This is a genomic window from Loigolactobacillus coryniformis subsp. coryniformis KCTC 3167 = DSM 20001, from assembly GCF_002706425.1.
GTDB lineage: Bacteria > Bacillota > Bacilli > Lactobacillales > Lactobacillaceae > Loigolactobacillus > Loigolactobacillus coryniformis.
The window spans coordinates 2,038,615-2,055,123 of the sequence record NZ_CP017713.1 but is presented as its reverse complement, the minus strand read 5'-3'; the positions used below and the strand labels follow the sequence as shown (position 1 = coordinate 2,055,123).

13 protein-coding genes and 1 pseudogene are annotated in these 16,509 nt (G+C 41.7%); 10 read left to right on the top strand and 4 right to left on the bottom strand.

Annotation, left to right across the window (positions count from 1 at the left end):
• Nucleotides 1-7 precede the first annotated feature (7 nt).
• From LC20001_RS10185 to LC20001_RS10175, 3 genes are all read left to right on the top strand, one after another.
• The gene (locus LC20001_RS10185; RefSeq protein ID WP_003678873.1) at nt 8-868 is read left to right on the top strand and encodes an ROK family protein; all 861 of its coding nucleotides are present in this window, start codon (nt 8-10) and stop codon (nt 866-868) included.
• 17 nt (nt 869-885) lie between these two features.
• The gene (locus LC20001_RS10180; protein WP_010010160.1) at nt 886-2,565 is read left to right on the top strand and encodes an alpha-glucosidase; all 1,680 of its coding nucleotides are present in this window, start codon (nt 886-888) and stop codon (nt 2,563-2,565) included.
• 114 nt (nt 2,566-2,679) lie between these two features.
• Nucleotides 2,680-4,857: an alpha-galactosidase gene (locus LC20001_RS10175; RefSeq protein ID WP_010010159.1), complete on the top strand. Its 2,178-nt coding sequence runs from the start codon at nt 2,680-2,682 to the stop codon at nt 4,855-4,857.
• 87 nt (nt 4,858-4,944) lie between these two features.
• Here the strand turns inward: LC20001_RS10175 and LC20001_RS10170 are convergent, their stop codons facing one another.
• On the bottom strand, nt 4,945-6,297 hold the full coding sequence (locus LC20001_RS10170; protein ID WP_010010158.1) for an amino acid permease: 1,353 nt from the start codon (nt 6,295-6,297) through the stop codon (nt 4,945-4,947).
• A gap of 427 nt (nt 6,298-6,724) precedes the next feature.
• Here LC20001_RS10170 and LC20001_RS10165 point away from each other — a divergent pair, with 427 nt between their 5' ends.
• Nucleotides 6,725-7,756: an IS30 family transposase gene (locus LC20001_RS10165; RefSeq protein WP_169925069.1), complete on the top strand. Its 1,032-nt coding sequence runs from the start codon at nt 6,725-6,727 to the stop codon at nt 7,754-7,756.
• Nucleotides 7,757-7,977: 221 nt separating this feature from the next.
• A complete protein-coding gene (locus LC20001_RS10160) occupies nt 7,978-8,901 on the top strand; it encodes an IS30 family transposase (protein ID WP_099267151.1) in 924 nt (307 codons plus the stop codon).
• Nucleotides 8,902-9,031: 130 nt separating this feature from the next.
• Here LC20001_RS10160 and LC20001_RS10155 read toward each other — a convergent pair whose 3' ends face one another.
• From LC20001_RS10155 to LC20001_RS10145, 3 genes are all read right to left on the bottom strand, one after another.
• Entirely contained in the window at nt 9,032-9,661 is a 630-nt protein-coding gene (locus LC20001_RS10155; protein ID WP_010010157.1) for a DsbA family protein, read from the bottom strand.
• An 83-nt stretch (nt 9,662-9,744) separates the two neighbouring features.
• Nucleotides 9,745-10,362: a CYTH domain-containing protein gene (locus LC20001_RS10150; protein ID WP_010010156.1), complete on the bottom strand. Its 618-nt coding sequence runs from the start codon at nt 10,360-10,362 to the stop codon at nt 9,745-9,747.
• A gap of 232 nt (nt 10,363-10,594) precedes the next feature.
• Nucleotides 10,595-11,473 carry an IS982 family transposase gene (locus LC20001_RS10145; protein WP_010500113.1) on the bottom strand — a complete coding sequence of 293 codons (879 nt, stop codon included), beginning with the start codon at nt 11,471-11,473 and terminating at the stop codon, nt 10,595-10,597.
• Between the two features lie 164 nt (nt 11,474-11,637).
• Between LC20001_RS10145 and yjbM the strand changes: the two genes are divergently transcribed.
• From yjbM to LC20001_RS10120, 5 genes and pseudogenes are all read left to right on the top strand, one after another.
• On the top strand, nt 11,638-12,336 hold the full coding sequence (gene yjbM / locus LC20001_RS10140) for a GTP diphosphokinase (RefSeq protein WP_056943370.1): 699 nt from the start codon (nt 11,638-11,640) through the stop codon (nt 12,334-12,336).
• Nucleotides 12,337-12,542: 206 nt separating this feature from the next.
• The gene (locus LC20001_RS10135; protein ID WP_010500113.1) at nt 12,543-13,421 is read left to right on the top strand and encodes an IS982 family transposase; all 879 of its coding nucleotides are present in this window, start codon (nt 12,543-12,545) and stop codon (nt 13,419-13,421) included.
• Between the two features lie 99 nt (nt 13,422-13,520).
• Nucleotides 13,521-14,699 (top strand): annotated as a pseudogene (locus LC20001_RS10130) (IS256 family transposase).
• 98 nt (nt 14,700-14,797) lie between these two features.
• On the top strand, nt 14,798-15,613 hold the full coding sequence (locus LC20001_RS10125; protein WP_010010155.1) for an NAD kinase: 816 nt from the start codon (nt 14,798-14,800) through the stop codon (nt 15,611-15,613).
• The gene (locus tag LC20001_RS10120; protein WP_010010154.1) at nt 15,610-16,500 is read left to right on the top strand and encodes an RluA family pseudouridine synthase; all 891 of its coding nucleotides are present in this window, start codon (nt 15,610-15,612) and stop codon (nt 16,498-16,500) included. Before LC20001_RS10125 ends, LC20001_RS10120 begins: the two co-directional genes overlap by 4 nt.
• The last annotated feature ends 9 nt before the right edge of the window (nt 16,501-16,509 follow it).

The following is a 16,509-nucleotide window of genomic DNA, read 5'->3' as shown; positions in this document are numbered from 1 at the left end:
TGTGCAAATGAAAATTGGTGCAATTGAAGCGGGCGGAACGAAATTTGTATGTGCCGTCAGCGATGAACAGTTAACGATTGTTGCGCGGGAACAAATTCCAACAACGACGCCTGCTGAAACGATGGGAGCAGTTATTTCCTTTTTTCAAAAAAATCCAGTAGACGCAATGGGCATCGGTTCGTTTGGCCCAATCGATGTTGCCGTTAACTCTGCAACTTACGGTTATATCACAGCCACGCCTAAAGTCGGGTGGCGCGACTATGATTTTTTAGGAACGATGAAAAAGGCTTTTGATATTCCATATGTGTGGACTACGGATGTGAATGTAGCTGCTTATGGCGAACTGAAGCTGGGGGCAGCCCAAGGCTTAAAAAGTTGTGTCTATTTAACTGTTGGTACTGGAATCGGTGGCGGTGCAGTGATCAACGGTCAATTATTGCATGGCTTTGGTCATCCCGAAATGGGGCATATGCTGATTCGCCATGATCCAGCTGATACTTACCAGGGACACTGTCCTTTTCATGCGGATTGTTTGGAAGGGTTAGCTGCTGGGCCAGCTTTAGAACAAAGATATCAGCGCAAGGCACAGACTTTAGCTGGCGATGATCCGGCATGGACTTTAGAAGCCAATTATTTGGCGCAAGCTTGTGTTGATCTGACCGTGACATTATCGCCGGAAATGATCATCTTTGGTGGTGGTGTTATGAAGCAACAGCAGTTATTTCCGTTGATCAGGCAACAATTTGCCCAACAATTAGCCGGTTACGTGCCGACACCAGCGATAGATGATTACATCGTACCCGTGCAGTTAGGTGATAACGCTGGGATCACCGGTTGTCTTTTGTTGGCACAAGAACAATTACGTTAAATAAGGAGGTATGATCAATGGCACAATCGTGGTGGCAAAATGCTGTGATCTATCAAATTTATCCTAAAAGCTTCATGGATGCTAATGGCGATGGAATCGGTGATCTACAAGGTATCATCAGTAAATTGGATTATTTACAGCAATTGGGTGTGGATGCGTTGTGGCTTAGCCCAATCTATGTTTCGCCGCAGATTGATAACGGTTATGATATCAGTGATTATCGGCAAATTGATCAGCGCTTTGGGACTAATGCAGATATGTATGCATTGATTGCTGCGGCACATCAACGACATTTAAAGATCGTTATGGATCTAGTGGCCAACCACACCTCAGATCAAGCGGTTTGGTTCCAAGAAAGTAAAAAATCACGGCATAATTATTTCAGTGATTTTTATATTTGGCGTGATCCTAAGTCGGATGGTAGTGAGCCGAATAATTGGGCCGCCAACTTTGGCGGTTCTGCCTGGACTTATGTGCCAGAACGACAACAATATTACTTGCATTATTACGCTAAAGAACAACCCGATCTAAATTGGGAAAATCCGCTAGTACGCCAAGCGATTTACGATATGATGCGGTTTTGGAAGGCGCAGGGTGTTGATGGTTGGCGGATGGATGTGATCTCGTCGATCTCTAAAGATCAGCACTTCACTGATTATCCAGATAAGCTGAATCGACCATATGTGTTAAGTGATCAGAATAATGGTCCACGGTTACATGAATTTATTCAAGAAATGAACCGGGAAGTTTTGGCGCCGTTTAATATGATGAGTGTTGGTGAAGCACCTGGGGCTACAGCAGCAAATGTCCGCAAGTTTGTTGACCCAGAACGTAAAGAGCTGGATATGGTCTTTTCATTTGAACATATGCGCGCAGACCGTAAAGCTGGTGGAGTCAATGGTAAATGGGATTATGATCACTTTGATCTTTTAAAATTAAAAGATAGCTTAACAAAATGGCAAGATAATTTACGCGATCATGGCTGGAATGCGCTGTACTTTGAAAATCACGATCGTGCGCGGATCGTTTCGCGCTGGGGTAACGACCAAAAATATCGTTATCAAAGTGCAACTGCTTTTGCAACGGTTTTACATGGTATGCAGGGTACGCCCTTTGTGTATCAAGGTGAAGAAATCGGCATGACCAATGCTACGTTTGCATTGGCGGATTATGAAGATATTGAGATCACGACCAATTATCGGCAATATGTGGAACAAGATCAGACGATGACAGCGACTGAGTTCTTGGCTGCAGCGCAAAAGCTTAGCCGGGATCATGCGCGAACGCCAATGCAATGGGATACGAGTGCCAACGCAGGTTTTACCATCGGGCGACCATGGTTTCAACTAAATCCAAATTATCGTCAGATCAATGTGGCTACGGATCGGCAACAACACGCTTCGATTTTTAAATACTATCAACAACTAATTCAGCTACGTCATCAGTTTCCAATTTTAACTACTGGACGGTATCAATTGGAATTACCGACTGATCAGCAGTTGTTTGTTTATCGCCGGGTAACGGCAGAACAAAGTTGGTTGATCGTTGCTAATCTGTCAGCTCAAATCGTACCGATCACTCGTTTGGCGGAGTTAGTCACAACCGAATTTGTCTTTAAGCTTAAAAATAATACGCATCGTTGTGCGCTGGATGAAAATATTCAGCCGTATGAAGCCTTTATTCTTGAGCTAATTTAATATTGGTGTTTATCCTAAAAGTCAGTTGCGCAGTAGTGTTGTCTTTTAGGATATTTTCATACTGAGTAAAGAAATAAGTTTCTAGATTTAATAATACTTGGGGGAAATCGACACATGATTGAATTTGATCAACGGCAAGCCAGTTTTCATTTGAGTAATGGCCGAATAAGTTTTGTGCTGGCGATTATACGTGAGAAATACGTTTTGCAGCGTTATTTGGGTTCAGCTATTCGCAGTTTTCATGACAGTAATTCATTGCGGTTGACTGACAGGGGTTTTGCCAGTAACCCAGATTCAACTGACCGTAAATTTTCGGTCAATGAGCTTCCTTTGGCTTGTCCGACTAGGGGAACTGGTGATTATAGATTACCTGTCTTAACAATTGTGCAAAGTGGGCAACGCCGCCATATCGACTTAAGCTACGCCGGTTATGAGATTTTAGCTGGTAAACCGGGTCTAACTGGATTACCAGCAACCTATGTAGAGCAAGTAGCTGCAGCGGAAACTTTGAAAATTGAATTAGTTGACCAGATTGCGAACGTGAAAGTGCCCCTTTTTTATACGATTTTTCAGGCACTTGATATTATTGCAACGCATCAAGAAGTGACTAATTGTGGTCAGCAACCGGTTATGATTGAAAATTGTCAAAGTCTGTCGCTTGATTTACCTCCGCAAAAACTTGATTGGCTATCACTGTATGGGGCGCATACGAAGGAAGCTAATTTAAACCGACATCCACTGTATCCCGGTATTCAAAAAATTGAAAGTGCGCGCGGAACTAGCAGTCCACAACATCAACCTTTTTTCGCGCTTATGGCGCCGGAAACGACCGAGTATAATGGTGAAGTTTACGCTTTTCATTTAATCTATAGTGGTAATTTTATGGGGGCAGTTGAAGTGGATCAGTATGGTAATATTCGTGCACAGCTAGGATTGAATCCGGATACATTTACTTGGCAATTAACGGCACAGGAAACCTTTGTTGCTCCAGAAGTGATCATAAATTATAGTACGAGTGGCTTAAATGGGATGAGTCAAAATTTTCAACATTTATATCAAGCAAATTTGGTTGCTCCCCAATTTAGACGACGATCACGGCCGATTTTGATCAATACGTGGGAAACGATGCATTTCGACCTGACAGCAGAAAAGTGCCTTGACTTGGCGCGGCAAGCTGCCAAATTAGGTATCGAATTATTTGTATTGGATGATGGTTGGTTCAAAGGACGCAACGATGATACATCGTCACTAGGTGACTGGATTGCGGATGAAACTAAATTTCCAGCCGGTATTAGTCGATTGGCACAACAAATAAGGCAGCTCGGGCTTCAATTTGGGTTATGGTTTGAGCCGGAAATGGTTTCACGTAATAGTGATCTTTATCGTCGTCATCCTGATTGGTGTTTACAGGTCCCGGCATATCCGGCAACGGAAAGTCGGTGTCAATTAGTTTTAGATCTAACTAGAAATGATGTCCAAGACTATTTGATCACTGTTTTTCGGCGATACTTAGGTACTGGGCAAGTTGATTACATCAAATGGGATATGAACCGCCATTTAACTGATGTCTACGCAGCTGAGTTGGCTGATATACAGCAGGGCGAAGCTTGGCATCGTTATGTGTTGGGGTTGTATCGAATTTTAGCAGTGCTGACGAAGGAATTTCCAGATGTTTTATTTGAGGGCTGTTCCAGCGGTGGTGGCCGCTTTAATCTGGGAATGCTGTATTATATGCCACAAACTTGGACTAGTGATAATACCGATGCGCTTAGTCGTGTTATGATTCAAAATGGCTATAGTTTGCTATATCCGCCGATCACTTTAGGTGCGCATGTTAGTAGGGTGCCTAATCAGCAGGTCGGTCGGCAAACTAGCTTACAGACGCGCTTTGATGTTGCGCGATTTGGTAATCTGGGGTATGAATTGGATTTAACTAAGCTATCAGAAAATAAAAAGCAAGCAATAATGGAACAGATCAGCACAGCCAAACAGACCCGCGTGCTAATGCAATTTGGCCGGTTCTATCGGCTGGAAACAGCAGCGATTAATTATCAAGCTTGGCTAATCATTAATGCTGATCAAAGTGAATTTAATGTATTGATTTTTCAAAAATTGGTGCAACCAGCACAGCAATATCCTGTTTTTAAACTACATTATCTAGACCCGAAACGGAATTATCGAACAGATTCTGGGCAAATATTTGGTGGCGATGAATTAATGCGGGTCGGCTTAACGTTGCCGTGGGTCAAAGCTGATTTCTATACTTATACGTATCACTTTCAAGCAATTTGAACGGGTATAGTGAGGATCGTTACTTGGTTAATCAAAAAAAGCTTCCTACCTCGTTTACTGTTGGTAGAAAGCCTTTTTGCGTATTGATCAAGCTTTACGACTTGTTTTCTGCATACATTCATAAGCAATAAACATTAAAACAAACCAGACAAAGGCGATGATCACAGAAACTCTCGTGCTCGGATCGAATAATAAGAAAACGAGTACAGTAGCGAAGAAAAAGATGCTAAGATAATCAGTGATTGGGTAGCCCGGCATACTAAATTTGGTATAACCTTGGGGATATTTTTGCCGGTATTTAATGTGACACCAAAGTAAAATCAACCAAACAAAAACAAAGTTGATCGTTGAAACACCAGAAATCAGGTTGAAAATACTGGCTGGCATCAAGTAATTTAGAATGACGATCACAAATAAAATTGCTGAAGAGAAGCGTAGGGCCAAGTTGGGTACGTTATTGCGGCCGAGTTTGGTGAACCGTTTTGGTGCATTACCGCTGCGTGCTAAAGCATGTAGCGTTCGGCTTGTGCTGAAAATAGCGCTATTAGTGGCTGACATTGCGGCCGTTAAAACAACAAAGTTTAAGATGCCAGCCGCGCCGACAACACCAATACTGGAGAAAACCTGAACGAATGGGCTGGAAGTGGTCGTAATGTGATTCCAAGGGTAAACACTCATGATTGCGACCATTGAGCCGATGTAGAATAACCCGATCCGAATCGGCAGACTGTTAATAGCTTTGGGCAAGTTAATTTCTGGATTAGTTGTTTCGCCAGCAGTTAAACCAACCATTTCAATACCAACAAAGGCGAAGACGACCATCTGGAAGGACATGAAGAAACCAACCGCCCCAGTTGGGAAGAAACCACCATGACTAACCAAATTAGCGAAGCCGGCATGTCCGGTGCTAACAGGAAAATGGATAACCGCTAACACGACGCCGACAACCACTAAAGCAACGATTGCCACAACTTTGATCATTGAGAACCAGGATTCCATTTCACCAAATAAGCCGACGTTGACCATATTGGTGATCAAGAGAACTAATATAATGATCAGTGGTGTTGCCCACTGGGGGAAACTGGGGAACCAATATTTCACGTAGATTCCGGTAGCAGTTAAATCGGCCATCGCCAAACTGATCCAACATAGCCAGTAGATCCAACCAGCGACAAACTCCATTCGTTTGCCTAAATAGAGTTTAACAAAATCGAGAAATGAACTTTTACTAGTATCGGATAATAGTAGTTCACCAATTGCCCGCATCAAGAAAAAACAGAACACGCCGACGATCAGATATGACAAGATAATTGATGGCCCAGCAGCACGAATGGCAGTACCGGAGCCTAAAAATAGGCCAGTGCCAATGGCGCCACCAATGGCGATCATTTGGATATGTCGACTTTTCAGCGAGCGTGATAATTTTTGTGGATCTTGCATAAGAGAGCTCCTCCTTATATTTTTCCGACTGGTGACTATTTTTCGGTATTTAAAAACGCCCCCAGTGCAGACTATTTTGCACTAGGGGCGTTTGTTCAACGCTGTTCCACCCAAGTTTCGCAATTCAATGAATTGCCTCTAATGATCTATAACGCGATCAACCTATATGTTACGCCATTCAAGTGGATCAATTCACAGCCAGTATTGATCTCTCTGTTCACCTGATTAAAACAATTGTCACTCAGTGTATTAGAAATCAAGGTATTTGTCAAGGTATCGATGCTGATTTAAGGATCAATAAAACTCGCGCGTTTTATAATCAAGTTAGCCAAATACTTTTAGCTAATTGATAAAATAAAAAACACCAAGACAAATCTCTGTTATCATTGATGTTCCTACACAAACAATGAAAGAGGTTATTGTCTTGATGCAAGAACAGAATACCACAGTCAGAAAAAAAGGTCAGCACCTAACTTCGTTTGAACGAGGCAGAATTGCTACGCTGCACAGCCAAGGCTATTCCAATCGTGCAATTGCCAGAGCGCTTAATGTTTGTCATCAAACAATCAATAATGAATTGTGCCGCGGCGAGATCGACCAAGTAAAAAAAGTGAATGGTCAACGCCAATATTACGCTGTATACTCACCAGAAACAGCACAAGCTAAGTACGAAGCTAATCGAGCCCACTGTCATCGACCTTTGAAACTCGTCGGTGTCGCTGATTTTATCGACTATTTTACGACTCATTTGCGTCAAGATGGTTGGTCGCCTGATGCAGCAGTAGGACGGGCCCAACTTGAAGGCTTATATCAACCTGAGGAGATGGTCTCGACCAAGACGCTATACCACTATATTGATGCCCAGTTACTTGAAGTCCGTAATCTTGATCTACTCGAAAAAACGCGCCACCGTGCTAAACATCATCACTCGATCAAGCACAAGCGTCTGGCCGGACGGAGTATTGATGAACGGCCTAAAAGTATCGACCAGCGCCAAGAGTTCGGCCATTTCGAATTGGACACCGTGGTGGGCAAGCGCAACGGTCAAGAGAGTGTGATCTTAACGCTGATCGAGCGTCAATCCCGCTGCCAAATTCTACGTTTGATCGATGGTCGTGATGCCGATTCAGTCAACTATGAGCTGGCCAAGATCTGTCAAGAATACGGATCAATCATGAAGTCAGTTACTGCCGATAATGGCGCTGAGTTCTCGGAAGTTGACGCTGTACTTACCGGTGTCGCTGACCTTTATTATGCCCATCCATATCGTTCCTCTGAGCGTGGGACTAACGAAGCGCATAATCGAATGATCCGCCGCGATGTACCCAAGGGTCTATCCATGGATATTTTGGGTCCTCATGATATCCAAGCAGTTGAGTCAAAGCTAAACAATTTACCGCGCCGGCAAACTGGCTATCAAACACCCAAAGAGCTTTTCTCCGCTGCTTCCGCCGGTTAAGTTAAGTCCATAAAATATGAATATTAATGAAAATACTGATTTAATAGGATTTATCGTGTGGCTAATTTGTTCTTGCAATTTGGAGAAATAAAACTCATAAAACTTAGATTTTTTTTATTTGGTAGATTGTAAAATTTAAGTTGAACATATTAGTGGACAGAAAAACCCATAAAGGTCTTTAATGGTATCACCACAACATTCCACTAGAAAGAAGGACCTTTATGGGCACCACTATTTTATCATTTGAAGACCGCGTTGTCATCGAAACACTTCATCATGAAAAGCACTCACTTCAATATATTGCCGATTATTTAGGCTTTAGTAAAACCACTATCTTTAATGAGGTTCATCGCTTAGCTGGTGAGTATCACGCAGTTAAGGCTCAAACTGACCATGCAGTTAAACTTAGTCATCGTGGTCGTAAAACCATCTTAACGACTAACCTAAAGCGATTGATTGAAGAAAAAATCAAGATCCAAAAATGGTCAATTGAACAAGTGGCTCATGTAGTTAGAATTGCCTACAAAACCATCTATAACTGGATTGATCAGGGACTACTGGATATTAATGTGACTGATTTACCTGACCATGGTATTCGTCGCAAACGATCTAAAGAAACCCGTGGTAGTTTTAGTCATGGACGTTCCATCGAAGATCGTCCAGCTGAAATTTCTGATCGTAATACTTCAGGTCACTTCGAAGTTGATACAGTTTTATCTGGAAAACGTAAAGGTCAAGCAGTAGCTACGTTTGTCGAGCGTAAGAGTCGGCTTACCATCGTTAAACGGCTTAATGGACGAGATAGTACTTCAATGACCAAGGCTATTTTAGAATTGGCTAACCAGTTAGGAGATAATCTCAAGACCCTTACTGTTGACCATGGGAAAGAATTCGCCAACTACAATTTGATTGAAGAACAGGCCGGTGTTCCGCTGTACTTTGCGCACGCTTATTCGCCACATGAACGAGGCAGTAATGAAAATCGCAACCGAGTACTACGCCGCTTCATTCCCAAAGGTCAACCGATTGATGAGATTACCGATGATGAATTGATTCAAATTAACTGGTATTTGAATTCCCGACCACTCAAATGTTTAAATTGGCGAACACCGATTGAGATCTTTTTGCGTAATCTGCGTTACTAAATTTGTTCAAGTTATTTCTTGCAATCTGCCAATTACAATTTTCTATTTTAGCGATTATCTAAATAAAAAACTCTTTATCAACAGAATTTGATAAAGAGCGTCTTTTTCATGTGCTTATAACAACTGTTATTTAAAGAATATGAATGGTTTGTCGCCGATTTTTAATCGGATCTTTTGCTGCTAATGCAGCTTCATAATTACCTTGGCAAACTTGTTTTAATACTTCATAGGAAGCACAATCTTCAATCATAATACCATAATCTTGTGTAGGATCAGCATAATTGTAGATGACTGCGGAAGGGTGTTTTTGAATTTGCATTTCGCAGGCGATACGTTGATCAGCCTCAAAACTTTCAGCGGTTAATTTAGAACGGCGATCTTCATGGAACATTTCTGAATCCAAACCATTATCAGCGGCTAAACGACTGATTAAATCATCAGTATAGCGTTCATGATGAAAATTCAGCTCGGCCTGTAGGTCCATTAAAAATTCCTGGCCACGACGCTTACCTTGGAATAGCGCCGCTTTGTAATCTAATGCGGCTGCATAAACTTTTTGAAAGATTTGATTACGGATAGTTAAATCGTGCGTGTTGAGCTGGTTCCGTTGCATTACATCTTCTACAGTGTGTAAATTAACCAATGGTAAAAATTGATAATGTACGGTGTCATGATGCTCTTCAGCAACTTTTAAAACTGAGCGTTCTGCCTCTAGGCATTGTTCGCCTAATGGATTAACAAATAAATAGATTTCTAACACGATTACGTCCCCCATGTTGGTTGAAACTTACTAAACATTTTCAACTAGTTCATAAACATACTTTAACAAAATAAATGAAATTTTCAATCAAAAAGCATTCGTTCAAGATTTGCATACTGATTTTCAAGTGATATGTTTTGAAAATGTACAACAGCACGTGCGACTTTATTAGTGGTTTTGCGTGGTTCAATTTGTTGTGTATTAAGTAAATTACGGAAAGTTGTGGATGTACTAGCGGTGTCTTGCACCTCTAGCTCTAACTCGTGATCCAAGGTAGTATCAGCATAACTAGTCCGATCGAGGACCAATAAGCCCGCCGATAAGATTGCTTGCTGGCGTTCAGTCTGCGCATAACCGATCAATTGAAGTTGTGTACGATCAATATTATATTTTTGTAAATACTGACTGACTTGACTAGGTTGTTGAATTTGTACCTGTTGTGCAACGGATAAAGGTAATGGATCGGTGATTTCCCACAAATCATGTTCACCATGCGCTGGTACTTTTAATGTTTGCTCAGCGCGATCCTTAAACAAACGTAACCGCAGGCCCCAACCGCGTTGTTTTAGTTCTTGGGTTGCAGTGTCAAAATATAAATTAGTTTGTTTAAATGGTATGGTAAATGAGTAGGCTTGTTGTAAACGTTGATACTCACTCGCGGTCAATAAGTTTTTAAATTCGCGTTCGGCTTGTTGGCTCATTGATGAGCATCCTTTCTAATCTTGACCACATAATTCAGGTTAGTTTATTAAGTGAATAGACTAAATAAACGCTGGCAGCCGTTCTCATGACAGAAATTGAAACATACTTACAAAGCGCACTTACATAATCACTCAGAGCAAGTCTACACTGATTATCGGGCAAAATGCAAGCAATACGCTGCTGAATGATTTATGCTAAAATAGTGTGAGATATATCATGTAACGCGTGGTGCTAGTTCGTCATAAAATCAAAAAAGCCTAAATTGTATACCAATATCGTCAATTCAATCTTTAATTGAAAACCAAATAGACTACGGGTGAGATTGGTTTCAATCCCAAATTGCTGGGCTAAAATTGAAAAGCGTGACTCTATTGTCCGCCGTAACGCCTTGAGTTGACGCTTATTATGCTGTTTAGCACCTTTCATATTAGAACGATAAGGCGTCCATAAGTTATAGCCTAGGGCCCTAAAACTGGTCTTGAGTTTTTTCCCAACATAACCAACATCGGCCAAAATATTGGGACAAGGACAACCGCTAATTAGCTCAGGCGCTACCTTAGCATCATGAACTGAGGCTGCCGTGATCACATAATTCAGAATATAGCCATTAGCCGTGACGACCATGTGGGTTTTAAACCCATAAAATGGCATTTTCTTGGTGGCATTATAGCCAATGTTGGCCTTCCCAGCAAAAATTCTAACTCTGAAATTACGAACTTTGGCACATAGTGGGTTGGGTAAACTGTCGATAATCGCTAGGTCGCCCGAATGAGCATAATCCTTAGTGATACCTGAGCGAATGGCATTGACTACTGCCAGTAATTGTTGCGCGCGGCGGTTGAAACGTGAACGTGATACCACCATTTGCCGCGGCATAAACGCTGCCATCAGATAATAGAAGCGGCGTTGCGATTGAATTCCCAGTGTGACTTGTAAGCACAGTAAAGCTAAAAGTTTAATATCAGTAATTTTAGTATGTTCAACGTTGCGCCGCTCAATGACGCTACGCGGACAATAACGCTGATAAAGCAATGAACATAACTGGTAAAAGTAATGGAAACTAACTTGTAATTCGTGACGATTTTGCTTAAACTTGAGGTGGTTCAACACAGTTATTACTCCTTTTAAGTTTTGTCACTTATGAGTCTAACTGGGTTGGACTTTTTTGTTAAATTTCTAAATGTTACAAACTAGCACCACACGTATCATGTAGTAATTTACGCAATTTTGCGTTTAACATTGTGCAAATAACGAGAAGGATGGGGACAGTTGCGATGCCGAAGGACTGGGAATTATTTTTAATGCCATATAAGCAAGCTGTGGACGAATTGAAAATCAAATTACGTGGGATGCGCAAACAATTTCAACAAGAAAATGCGCATACGCCGATCGAATTTGTAACTGGTCGGGTCAAGCCCGTGGATAGTATTATTGAAAAAATGCATCGTCGCCAGATCAGTGAAGACTTGATGGAACAAGATCTACAGGATATTGCTGGTTTGCGGATCATGTGCCAATTTGTCGAGGATATTTACCAAGTCGTTGATCTGCTTCATCAACGGACCGATATGGAAGTGGTTGAGGAGCGCGACTATATTACCAATGTTAAGCCTAGTGGGTACCGTTCTTACCATATGGTGATTATGTATCCGGTACAAACAGTTCATGGTGAGAAAAAATTACTGGCGGAAATTCAGATTCGTACTTTGTCGATGAATTTCTGGGCAACCATCGAGCATTCATTGAATTATAAATATCAAGGTGAATTTCCTGATGAAATCAATGAACGGTTAAAGCGGGCCGCCGAAGCTGCTTTTATGTTGGATCAAGAAATGTCCGCCATTCGTGAAGAAATTCAAGAGGCCCAGCAACTATTTTCTTACGGCAAAGGTCAGCAGATGATTGACGGAACGATTGAACGCAATCAAATCAATGACAACGACGATGGGGCGACTGCACCTCAAGATAATTAGTCATGTTTCTTGCGGCACGTTTTGTGCCAGAAGAATGGCCATCGCCGCGAACATCAAAAGTTTATTAGCGAGCTTAGCTAAAAAACGAGAGTATAAAATAGTTTGTGTAAATACGTGTGGTGCTAGTTTGTAACATTTAGAAATTTAACAAAAAAGTCCAACCCAGTTAGACTCATAAGTGACAAAACTTAAAAGGAGTAATAACTGTGTTGAACCACCTCAAGTTTAAGCAAAATCGTCACGAATTACAAGTTAGTTTCCATTACTTTTACCAGTTATGTTCATTGCTTTATCAGCGTTATTGTCCGCGTAGCGTCATTGAGCGGCGCAACGTTGAACATACTAAAATTACTGATATTAAACTTTTAGCTTTACTGTGCTTACAAGTCACACTGGGAATTCAATCGCAACGCCGCTTCTATTATCTGATGGCAGCGTTTATGCCGCGGCAAATGGTGGTATCACGTTCACGTTTCAACCGCCGCGCGCAACAATTACTGGCAGTAGTCAATGCCATTCGCTCAGGTATCACTAAGGATTATGCTCATTCGGGCGACCTAGCGATTATCGACAGTTTACCCAACCCACTATGTGCCAAAGTTCGTAATTTCAGAGTTAGAATTTTTGCTGGGAAGGCCAACATTGGCTATAATGCCACCAAGAAAATGCCATTTTATGGGTTTAAAACCCACATGGTCGTCACGGCTAATGGCTATATTCTGAATTATGTGATCACGGCGGCCTCAGTTCATGATGCTAAGGTAGCGCCTGAGCTAATTAGCGGTTGTCCTTGTCCCAATATTTTGGCCGATGTTGGTTATGTTGGGAAAAAACTCAAGACCAGTTTTAGGGCCCTAGGCTATAACTTATGGACGCCTTATCGTTCTAATATGAAAGGTGCTAAACAGCATAATAAGCGTCAACTCAAGGCGTTACGGCGGACAATAGAGTCACGCTTTTCAATTTTAGCCCAGCAATTTGGGATTGAAACCAATCTCACCCGTAGTCTATTTGGTTTTCAATTAAAGATTGAATTGACGATATTGGTATACAATTTAGGCTTTTTTGATTTTATGACGAACTAGCACCACGCGTGTGTAAATGAATAAAAGTCCTGTTGAAAAGGGAATCCCTTCCCCGTATGATTAAATCATCCAAATCAAACCAAAACGGAGGGATTCCCCATGGATCAGTTTACCAAAAATCTAACCAAAACTCTATTGTCAAATGGCGATGTTAAAGAACTTTTTCGTCAACAACTCGAAACGGCTATTAATCACATCTTGCAAGCTGAACTAACTGCCTTACTTGGTTATGATCCTTATGACCGCAGTGGCTTTAATACTGGCAATTCTCGTAATGGCCAGTATTATCGTTTAATTGACTCTGAATATGGTAAGTTGAAAATTGCTGTGCCGCGTGACCGTAAAGGCCATTTTCATAACCACCTGCTTCCAGCCTATTCTCGTCGTCAGGACGCTTTAGAAACAACAATCATTCAGCTTTATTCCAAGGGCGTTACGACCCGTGAAATTACAGATTTGATTGAAAAAATGTATGGCTCTTATTATTCACCTACTACTGTTTCTAATATCACTGCTCAGGTAACAAAATAGATTGAAGCTTTTCATCAACGAACTATTAAGGCAAACTATGTTTGTCTTTTCTTAGATGCAACTTACTTACCTTTGCGCCGCGATTCAGTTTAAAGAGAAGCGGTCTATATTGCTTTAGGTATTACATCTGTCGGCATCAAAGAAGTTCTTGATTATCGAATCGCTCCAAGTGAAAATGCAGGAGTTTGGTCAGAAATGGCAGAAGATCTTAAAAAACGTGGATTAGAACAAGTCCAGTTGATCATTGCAGATGGAATGGTTGGTCTGCAGCCAGCATTATTGCACGCTTTCCCGAAAGCTAAATTTCAAAGATGCCTAGTACATGTTATGCGCAATATTGGTTCGCATGTGCGTTTAAAAGATCGTGAGGCGATCTTAAATGACTTTAAAGAGTTGCATTCAGCGACCGATGTAACTGCAGCACACAAGATCTTAAATGATTTTTATGGTGCATGGGGGAAATCGTATTCCAATCTGATCCAGCAACTTAAATCCATTGAAAATGAACTATTAGCTTTCCTGAGTTTTCCCCCGGCCATTCGACCAACAATTTATTCAACCAATATCTTAGAATCACTGAACAAAAGAATCAAACGCAAGACCAAACCAAAGGAACAATTTCCAAACGAAAAATCTTTAGACAATTTCATTGGAGTTCAAGTCATAAGCTATAACGAAAAGTACTTCAATCGTAGCCATCGCGGATTTGGTCAAGTCAAAGACACGTTAGAATCACTTTTCGATTAATACATTATTTTGCCAGGAGAAGGGATTTTCATTTACACAAACTTCTTGACACTCCCTAAAAAACTGTCATTATTAAGTGAGATAGAGGGGATTTTCGTATGCGGATAACCGTATTTCATAATTCAAATACTAAATCGGTTCACACAGCGGCAGATTTAATTGCTAAGCTGAAGCGAGCGGGCTTTTCAGTCGTTAAAAATAATCCAGAAATTGTGATTACGATCGGTGGCGATGGGACGTTATTGTCTGCTTTTCATGAATACGCACATATGTTAGATCGCGTCCGTTTTATCGGGGTGCATACGGGGCACTTAGGTTTCTATACTGATTGGCGTGATTATGAGTTAGATGAATTGGTTGCGAGTTTAAAGGGTGATGGCAGTGAGCAGATCATCAGTTATCCATTATTAGATGTTGGCGTTCGTTATGCTGGGGATAATTCAGTGACCCATTATTTAGCACTGAATGAATCGACTTTGAAACGAGTTTCGGCAACCATGGTTACTGATGTTTATATTCGCGATGAACTGTTTGAAAGTTTTCGTGGTGATGGCTTGTGTATATCAACACCAACGGGTTCAACGGCATACAATAAATCAATTGGCGGCGCTGTTTTGCATCCACGCTTAGAAGCAATTCAGTTAGCCGAGATCGCGTCGATCAATAATCGTGTTTTCCGGACGTTAAGTGCGCCTGTTGTGATCGCCCCTGATGAATGGATCGACTTGTATCCCGATCCTAAGGGTAAGGATGATTATGTAATGACCGTTGATCGCTTCGCCCCCAAAAAACGATTGATCACGGCGATCCGTTATCAAATCGCTAAGCAACGAATCTCTTTTGCGGGTTATCGACATACGCATTTCTGGAATCGGGTTGAGGACGCTTTTATTGGCGAGAAGCAGCACGGATGATTTTTACATGGCAATATTTCGGTGCAGCGCCGCAAAGTGTGCGTACTTTTTTAACGGCCCAGGGAATCTCGCGTACTTTACTCAAGAAAATTAAATTTCATGGTGGTCAACTAAGTGTTGAACAGCAGCCAGTAACAGTGCGGACGCTGTTGACAACTGGTCAAACACTGACAGTCCAATTACCGCCGGAAGGTGCGCCGGCTACATTGACGGCATCAGCAACACCGTTAAAAGTGGTTTGGGAAGATGAGCATATTCTGGTTGTCGATAAACCTGCCCAGGTGGCTTCGCTGCCTAGTCATATTTATCCTAAGGACACGATGGCCAATCGTGTGTTAGGTTATTACCAGCGGCAAGGTTATGCAAATCAAGGTATTCATATTGTGACGCGATTGGATCGGGGAACATCAGGCTTGATGATTTTTGCCAAACACGCTTTTGCGCATACGTTATTAAGCGAACAATTGCACACACAACAATTGCAAAAGACGTATTTAGCAGTGGTACAAGGGCAGCTGACTTATACTCACAATCGGATCACTTTTCCAATCAAACGAGCCCCTTGGTCGTTTATTGAGCGGACGACTGCTGTCGGTGGGCGTAGCGCTTTGACTGAATATTGGTGCCAGCAGCAGTTTAAGAATGCGGCACTGGTCAAAGTCCGATTGCATACTGGTCGGACTCATCAAATCAGGGTTCATTTCGCGGCAATTGGACATCCACTACTTGGTGATCAACTCTATCAAGGACCACAAATAATAAATTTACAACGACCAGCACTACATTGTGCTCAGTTACATTTTTATCAGCCATTTTTGGCAAAGGATTTGGATCTGGCGAGTCCACTACCGGCAGATCTACAAGTATTATTGAATACTCTCAAATAAGTAAAGGGG